We start from the raw sequence: 7,650 nt of genomic DNA, 5'->3' as shown, positions 1-7,650 counted from the left end.
CGGGGGGGGGGGGGCGCGGGGGGGGCGCACGCCGGACCCCGGCCCGGGGGCGGGTGTGGGCTCAGCCCGGGGCGGGGGGGGGGGGGGGGGCGGGGGGGGCCGGCCCGGGGGCGCGGGGGGGCGCCCCGGGGCCGGGTGCGGGGACTCAGCAGACGGGGATGCTGTTGAGGTTCTCCGCGTACCGGGCCGAGATCCAGCCACGGCCGTCGGCGAGCTTGTACCAGACCTTGTTGCCGTCCACGCTCTGACCGTTCTTGGTCTTGCACTGGACGCCGACCGTCGTGCCGTTGGCGATCCGCCCGTTCTTGGCGTGGGCGGTGCTCGGGCCGGAGCGGATGTTCAGCGAGCCGTCGGAGGACACGATCCGGGCCGAGAGCTTGTTGGTCTTGGGCGTCTTGCCCTTGTCCTTGCCCTTGTGGTCCTTGCCCTTGCCGTGCTTGCCCTTGCACTTGCAGTCGCCCTTGGGGCCCTGCGGACCGGGCTTGCCCTGCGGACCCGCCGGACCCGGCCTGCCCTGCGGACCGGGCTTGCCCTGCGGACCCGCCGGACCCGGCCTGCCCTGCGGACCGGGCTTGCCGTTGTCGCCCTTGGGGCCCTGCGCTCCGGTCTCGCCCTTCGGCCCGGCCGGACCCTGCGGACCCGCCGGGCCCTGAGGACCGGCCGGACCCTGCGGACCACCCGCCGGACCCGACGGACCCTGCGGCCCCTGCGGGCCGGCCGGGCCGGCGGGACCCTGCGGACCCTGGACGCCGGTCTCGCCCTTCGGCCCCGCCGGGCCCTGCGGACCGGCCGGTCCGGCCGGACCCTGCGGACCACCCGCGGGACCCTGCGGCCCCTGCGGACCGGCCGGGCCCTGCGGACCCTGGGGTCCACCGGGACCCTGGGGGCCGGCCGGACCCTGGTCGCCCTTGTCACCCTTGTCGCCCTTGGGGCCCTGCGGTCCGGGCGGGCCGGGCTTGCCCTTCTCCCCGTGCTTGCCGTGCTTGCCGTCCTTGCCCGGCTTGCCGTGCTCGCCCTTGTCACCCTTCTCGCCCTTGTCACCCTTGTCGCCCTTCGGCCCCTCGGGGCCGGTGACCGGGGTGGCGACCGCGTACGGCACCTCGTCGCCGGAGTCGACGGACCACTGCCCGCCGTCGAGCGTCGTACCCTCCGGGGCGTCCGCGTCGACCTTCACCGCCACCGCGAGGCGGGTCTGCTCGCGCTCGGGGAACACGAACCCGGCACGGGTGACCGCGTTGCAGAGGAGCTGGCGGAGGTCCGCCGAGCGGTCGCACGGCACCGCCGCGCGCTGCCCGCCCCAGGTGATGCCCGACTCGGGGAAGGTCACGTGCTCGGGGGCGATGAGCCGGAAGGAGGAGCTGTACGCGGGGTCGGCCCCGTTCGAGGCCACGATGACGACCCGGCCGGTCTTGCCCGGGGCGATCGAGGGCACGTAGGGCTGGGAGAAGCGGATGTTCTCGGAATCGGCGAGGGCCGGCGCGGCCGGCAGCAGACACGTCGCGGTCACGGCCGCGACGACCAGCGCGGCGGACGTGGAGCGGGCAGCAGACAAGAGCGTTCCTCTGCGTGCGTGAGGGAAACCGGCGCGCAGCCGTCTGGCGCGGTCGGCCGGTTGGGCGGGAAGCCACCCCTAGTTAAGGACGCCGGGTTCCGCAACTCACGCGCGGCACGGGTGTGATCACTCGGAAGCCGCAGCGGGACCGCCGGTCAGGCGAAGGTGACCCCGGTGAACAGGTCGTCGAGCGCGCGCCGTGCCACGCGTACGGGCGTCACGCGCACCAGCAGGTCGCGGGCGGCGGCCGCCACCGGGTGGGTGAGCTGCACGGCCCGGCCGGCACGCCGGGCGCGCAGGGCGATGGCGTTGGTGCGCCGGTGGCGGGCCCTGGTGTACGCGGCCAGCGCGGCCGGCACGTCGGAGTGCGCGGCGCCGTCGCCGACCAGCCGGGCGAGCACCACGGCGTCCTCGATGGCCTGGCAGCCGCCCTGGCCGAGGTTGGGGGTCATGGCGTGGGCGGCGTCGCCGAGCCAGGCCAGCCGTCCCTCGTGGAAGCGGGGCAGCGGTGCGGCCAGGTCGTACAGGTCGTGGTGGAGCACCTTCGCCGGGTCGATCCGGTCCAGGAGGGCGGGAATCGGGTCGTGCCAGGTGCCGAAGCGGCGGAGCAGTTCGGCGCGGTGGTCGGCGTACGCCCTGCCCTCGGGGGCGAGCGCCGTGCCGTACACGTACACCTGGCCGTCGGCGAGCGGGACGACGCCGAACCGCTCTCCGCGGCCCCAGGTCTCGGCGACGGCCAGGCCGGGCAGGCCGGTGCCGGGCACGACGGTCCGCCAGGCGGCCTCACCGCTGTGGCGGAGCCCCGGGTGACCGGGGAAGTGCCGGCGGCGCAGCGCGCTGTGGATGCCGTCGGCGGCCAGGACCAGGTCGGCGGGGAGGTCCCCCTCCGCGGTGCGGACCAGGGGCTGTGCGGTGCCGGTCCCGGCGACCTCGGTGACTGCGGCGCCGAACCGGACGGTGCCGGCGGGCAGGGCTCCGGCCAGGGCCTCGGCGAGGGCGGGACGGTGCACGGCGAGGGGCGCGCAGCCGTAGCGGGCGGTGAGCGCGGCGGAGTCGCCGCGGTTCAGCCAGCGGCCGTCGGGGCGCCGGATGCCCAGGTCGGCGACCGCCGCCTCGCCGGCCCAGTCCGCGGCCGGCGCGCCGATGGCCTCCAGGGCGCGCAGGCCGTTGGGGGCGAGGACGATGCCGGCCCCGGCGGCGGAGAGCTCCGCCGCCCGCTCCAGGACGGTGACCCGCCAGCCCCTGCGGGACAGGGCCACCGCGGCCGTCAGCCCCCCGATGCCCGCTCCCGCCACCACCGCGTGCCGCTGGGTCATGGCCGTTCCTCTCTCGTTCCACGGATGCCCGCCGGATCCTCTACATCCGTAGAGGCCGTTGCCGTCACTCTACAGCTGTAGAGTGACGGCATGTCCAGCACTCCCGCCCGGGGCTCCGCCGACGGCCCCGCCCCCGCCGCCCGGTCGGGCACCGACCGCCGCACGCTCATCGCCGACGCCGCGATCGCCACGGTGGCGGCCGCGGGGCTGCGGGGGCTGACGCACCGCGCGGTGGACACCGCCGCGGGGCTGCCGGCCGGGAGCACCTCGTACTACTTCAGGACGCGGACGGCACTGCTGGGCGCCTGCTTCGAGCGGCTGGCGGAGCTGGACCTCTCGGACTTCGACGCCCGGGACGGCGCACCGTCCCCGCCCGTGCCGACGGGGCCGGCGGAGGCCGCCGACCTGATGGCGGACGTGCTGCACCGGTGGCTGACGACGGGCCGCGAACGGCAGCTGGCCCGCTACGAGCTGAGCCTGGAGGCGGCCCGGAACCCGGAGCTGGGGGCGCGGCTCCACGAGGCGGGCCGGGGCGCGCGGGACGGCGCGGCGGCGCTGCTGGCCGCGCTGGGCGCGGAGCGGCCGCGGGAGGCGGCGGAGGCGCTGGTCGCGTGGACGGACGGGGTGCTGTACGACCGGCTGGCCGGCGCCCTGGCCCACACCCGCCCGGCCCCCACCCGGGAGGAACTGCGGGCGCTGGCGGACGTGATGGTACGGGCGGCCCTGACGGTCTGAGGGGACCTACCGCGCGAGGGGCCGGGGGTCAGGCCCGCGGGAGGCGGATGACGGCCGTGCCGCCGTCGAGGTCGACCCGGGTGCGGGGCGGAGCGCCGTCCTCTTCGTCGTCGCGCATCAGCAACGCGCTCTGACGTTCCCTGAGTTCATTCTGCTTGCCCGGCGAGAAGCCGGCGTGCAGCTGCTCGAAGCCGGTGGACGCCACCTGCCCCTGCCGCCCGTTCCACCGCCAGGGCAGCAGCCCGGCGCGGCCGGCGCGCACGAGCGCCAGGTCCAGGAAGGCCATGGCGGTGAGCAGCACGGCGAGCCCCGGCAGCGTCATGAAGACGACGAACCCCATCCCGCTCCTCCACCCGTGTCCCGGCCCCGGCGGCACGCCCACGCGGCACGCCCCGGACCGACCGTAACCCATACCCCGGGGCGGCTGGCAGGGCTGCGGGCTCGTCCTTTCGGCCGGGGCGCTCTGCCCGGACGACCGAGGCGGCAAGCAAGCCCCCGCTGGTTGACTCGAAGACGCACGGGACGCCGGCCCGTCCCGCGGAACACCTCCTTCCGCGGGCTGCCGGAACCGTCCCGTGGGCACCACGCGTGCCGCGTTCCAGCCGGCGACACACCCCCAACGGAACGCGGCCGTTCCGCGCGCACCACGCGCGGAAGGCCCGCAGTGCTTTGGGGAGTGCTGCGGGCCACAACGGGTCGTCGCCGCACCCACGCCCGCGAGTCGGGGCCTCCTCCTCAGGAGCGGGCGTGGGCGGTGATGTCCCGCTCAGAACCGCGCGTGGGCGGTGATGTCCGCCTCGAACTCCCCCGTCATGGCAGGGGTCACCGTCGGCCGGCACTGCGCCACGGCCGCCAGGTAGTCCTCGGTGCTCGCGCCGGGCGGCGGCAGCAGCGCGCCGGAGCGGCTCCCGACCGCCTCCAGGTCCCGCTCGAACGACACCTGCGCCGCGATCCGCGCCGCGTGCTCGATGTCCGCGGGCGTGAACAGCTCCGTCTCCGCCACCAGCGCCGCCACGTCGACGTCCGGCCGCCCGGCCGTGTAGCGGGACCAGATCGCGGCCCGCGCCCCGGCGTCCGGGGTGCCGATCGGGATCAGGTAGTCGAAGCGGCCCGGCCGCAGGAACGCCGGGTCCAGCGAGCGGATGGAGTTGGTGGCGCACACCAGCAGCCGCTCGTCGCCCTCGCGGAAGCCCGGGATGAGCTTGAGCAGCTCGTTCGTCACCCCGTGCATGCCGCCCGGCTGGACCGGCTCGGTGCGCACCGGGGCGATCTCCTCGACCTCGTCGATGAAGACCAGCACCCGCTCCAGCTCGGCGACCCGGGCGAACGCGTCGCGCAGGGCGGTCGCCAGGTTGCCCTCGTCGGCCAGCCGGGACGGGAAGAGCTCGACGAAGGGCCAGCCGAGCCGGGAGGCGATGGCGCGGGCGAAGGTGGTCTTGCCGGTGCCGGGCGGGCCGAAGAGCGTGATCGCGCGGGGCGGCCGTACGCCGTGCTGGGCGGCCCGCTCGGGCTCGGCCAGGGGCAGGACGACCCGGCGCTCGATGAGGTCCTTCTCCTTCTCCATCCCGGCGACCCCGGTCCACAGGTCGTTCGGCAGGAAGCGGCCCCCGAGGTCGTCGAGGAGTCCCGCGGCGGGCCCGTGCAGGGGTTCGGTCTTCTCGAAGTACGCGACCGCCGGCTGCCGGGTGTAGCCGGCGTTGAGCAGGCCCTCGCCGAGCAGGTCCTCCTCGGGCAGGACGTACGCGATCCGGCCCACCCGGGCGGCGATCAGGCGCCGCTCCAGCTCGACGAGGAGGGCGCTGGCCAGGCCCCGGCCGCGCCAGCCGGAGTTGATGGCGATCCGCATCACCCAGGCACGCTCCCCCGCCACGCAGGCGAGGGCGGCACCGATGGGGACGCCCTGGTGGACGGCGACGACGGCGGGCTGCCGGTCGGTCAGCGCGCTGATGCACTCGGCGAGCGAGAAGACGGACTCCTGCCCGAGCTCGGCCGTGGTGTCGATGAGATGGACCACCGCGGCGAGATCGCTCTCGCGGTAGTCGTGGATCAGCCAGTTCACCGGTACCGCCCCTCGTTCGTGCTCCTGCGGCGAGGCTAGGCGGGCGCGGGCGGCGGGCTCGTCCGACAGGTTGCACAAAGCGGAGCCGGGCATCCCGCCGTCGCGTCGATAGACGCGGGGGCAGTCCGTACGGCCGGCCGGCCGAATTCACAGCCGATTCTCATGGAATACCAGCCTCCGGTCATAGCCTTCCGGCGCAGGCTCGGGGCATGATCCGCCGCATGCTCCTCCGTCAGGCCGGGCACGCCCGCACCGCCGTGCGCGTGCTCGCGGCGATGACCCCGCTCGTCGCGCTGCTCACCACGGGAGGTGCCGCGCACGGCACGCACCTCCCGCCGGGCACGACCGTGCGGGCGGCGGCGACGGAGGCCGGCGACCGGGTCGGCGCCCTGTTCACCGGAGGCCTCGACGGCGGCCACTTCTGCACGGCGTCGGTGGTGCGCAGCGCCGACCGGAACCTGATCGCCACCGCCGCGCACTGCCTGGGCGGGGACGTGGCCGACACCGTCTTCGTGCCCGGCTACCGCGAGGGCGAGGCGCCGTACGGGGTCTGGCGGCTGACCGCGGCGTACGTGGCCGACAGCTGGACCGAGGAAGAGGACCCGGACGCGGACGTGGCGTTCGCGACCGTGGCCCCGCTCGACGGCCGGCAGGTCGAGGAGGTGCTGGGCGGCTTCCCGGTCGCCCCCGAGCAGCCGGGCGACGTGGCGGTCACGGTGATCGGCTACCCGCGCACGGACGCGGTGCCGCTGCGCTGCACCAACACGACCACGCTGTTCGGCGACACCCAGCGGCGCGTCGAGTGCCCCGACTACAGCGGCGGCACCAGCGGCAGCCCCTGGCTGACCGCACGGGGCGCCCTGGCGGGCGTCCTGGGCGGGTACGAGGGAGGCGGGACCGTGCCGGACGTCTCGTACAGCGCCGTCCTGGGCGAGACCGCCCGCGCCCTGTACCGCGAAGCGGCGATGCCGGGCGGGTAAGCGGCGCCCCGGTGCCTCCAGCCCCCACCGGGACGAGGCCCACGCCTGGTACTCCGCACCCCGCACCCCACTCCCCCGCACAACCCTTGGCCGCCCAGGTGGGTCGTGTGGTGTGTGGGGAAGGTGCTTGACGCGTCGTGGCAGGCTGGTCCGGAGGCAGGCCCGGGCCGGGGGTGGCCGAAGGCCAGGGCGAAGCCCCAAAGCCCCAGGGGTGGGCCTGCCGTAGGGCCTGCAGGCCACGACGGGTCAAGCACCGAGGGGACCCACACACCACACGACCCACCCCCCGAAGCTCCGGCGACCGGCAGCACCCCGAAGCGGGCTCAGGCGACCGGCACCCGCAGCCCGCCGCCCCGCCAACCCCCGCAACCCCCGAACCCCTGAACCCCCGCAACCCCCGAACCCCTGAACCCCCGCAACCCCCGAACTCCCGAACCCCCCGCACCCCTCACATCCCGGCGGGCTCGAACCAGGTCGGCTCGTCCTTGACCGCTCGGTGGATGCGGTCCAGCGCGAACTGCTCCAGCGGCGGCAGCCCGTCCACCTCGAACCAGCCCACCTCCAGCGACTCGTCGTCGTTGACCCGCGCCTCGCCGCCGACCGCGCGGCAGCGGAAGGTGATGTCCATGTACTGGCACTCGTCGCCGTTGGCGTACGTGACCGGCTGGAGCCCCTGGACGAGCACCACGCGCTCGGCGACGCAGCGTACGGCGGTCTCCTCGTACACCTCGCGCACGGCGGTCTCGGCGGGCTGCTCGCCCGGCTCCGCGATGCCGCCGATCACCGACCAGCCCCCGGTGTCCGCGCGGCGCCCGAGCAGCACGCGGCCCTCGTCGTCGAAGACGACCGCCGTGACGCCCGGCAGGAACAGCAGCTGGTGGCCGGCGGAGGCCCGGATCCGGCGGATGAACTCAGGGGTGCTCATCCTCCGACCCTAACGGCGCGCGCGGCCACTCAGGCGGCACGCCGCCGGCGGGACCACTCAGACGGTACGCCGCCGACACACCC

7 protein-coding genes are annotated in these 7,650 nt (G+C 75.9%); 2 read left to right on the top strand and 5 right to left on the bottom strand.

Annotated elements, in window-relative coordinates; genetic code table 11:
* Positions 1-145: 145 nt before the first annotated feature.
* Both ACIQUR_RS23010 and ACIQUR_RS23005 read right to left on the bottom strand, forming a co-directional pair.
* Positions 146-1,552: an SH3 domain-containing protein gene (locus ACIQUR_RS23010; protein ID WP_403667163.1), complete on the bottom strand. Its 1,407-nt coding sequence runs from the start codon at positions 1,550-1,552 to the stop codon at positions 146-148.
* Positions 1,553-1,707: 155 nt separating this feature from the next.
* Complete coding sequence (locus ACIQUR_RS23005) at positions 1,708-2,868, bottom strand: FAD-dependent monooxygenase (RefSeq protein ID WP_403667160.1); 1,161 nt, start codon at positions 2,866-2,868, stop codon at positions 1,708-1,710.
* A gap of 90 nt (positions 2,869-2,958) precedes the next feature.
* Between ACIQUR_RS23005 and ACIQUR_RS23000 the strand changes: the two genes are divergently transcribed.
* Positions 2,959-3,603 (top strand): TetR/AcrR family transcriptional regulator, encoded by a 645-nt coding sequence (locus ACIQUR_RS23000; RefSeq protein WP_403667157.1) that lies wholly within the window; start codon positions 2,959-2,961, stop codon positions 3,601-3,603.
* A gap of 28 nt (positions 3,604-3,631) precedes the next feature.
* On the opposite strand, the gene ACIQUR_RS22995 is transcribed toward ACIQUR_RS23000, so the two are convergent.
* Positions 3,632-3,943 carry a DUF6191 domain-containing protein gene (locus ACIQUR_RS22995; RefSeq protein WP_403667154.1) on the bottom strand — a complete coding sequence of 104 codons (312 nt, stop codon included), beginning with the start codon at positions 3,941-3,943 and terminating at the stop codon, positions 3,632-3,634.
* A gap of 426 nt (positions 3,944-4,369) precedes the next feature.
* Entirely contained in the window at positions 4,370-5,662 is a 1,293-nt protein-coding gene (locus tag ACIQUR_RS22990) for a GNAT family N-acetyltransferase (RefSeq protein ID WP_403667151.1), read from the bottom strand.
* A 221-nt stretch (positions 5,663-5,883) separates the two neighbouring features.
* Here ACIQUR_RS22990 and ACIQUR_RS22985 point away from each other — a divergent pair, with 221 nt between their 5' ends.
* A complete protein-coding gene (locus ACIQUR_RS22985; protein WP_403667148.1) occupies positions 5,884-6,642 on the top strand; it encodes a trypsin-like serine peptidase in 759 nt (252 codons plus the stop codon).
* A gap of 448 nt (positions 6,643-7,090) precedes the next feature.
* Here the strand turns inward: ACIQUR_RS22985 and ACIQUR_RS22980 are convergent, their stop codons facing one another.
* Positions 7,091-7,567, bottom strand: a complete 477-nt coding sequence (locus ACIQUR_RS22980) for an NUDIX hydrolase (protein WP_403667146.1) — start codon at positions 7,565-7,567, stop codon at positions 7,091-7,093.
* Positions 7,568-7,650 lie beyond the last annotated feature (83 nt).

Source organism: Streptomyces sp. NPDC101132 (assembly GCF_044759225.1).
Classification (GTDB): domain Bacteria; phylum Actinomycetota; class Actinomycetes; order Streptomycetales; family Streptomycetaceae; genus Streptomyces.
This window is presented reverse-complemented; position numbering and strand designations above follow the sequence as displayed.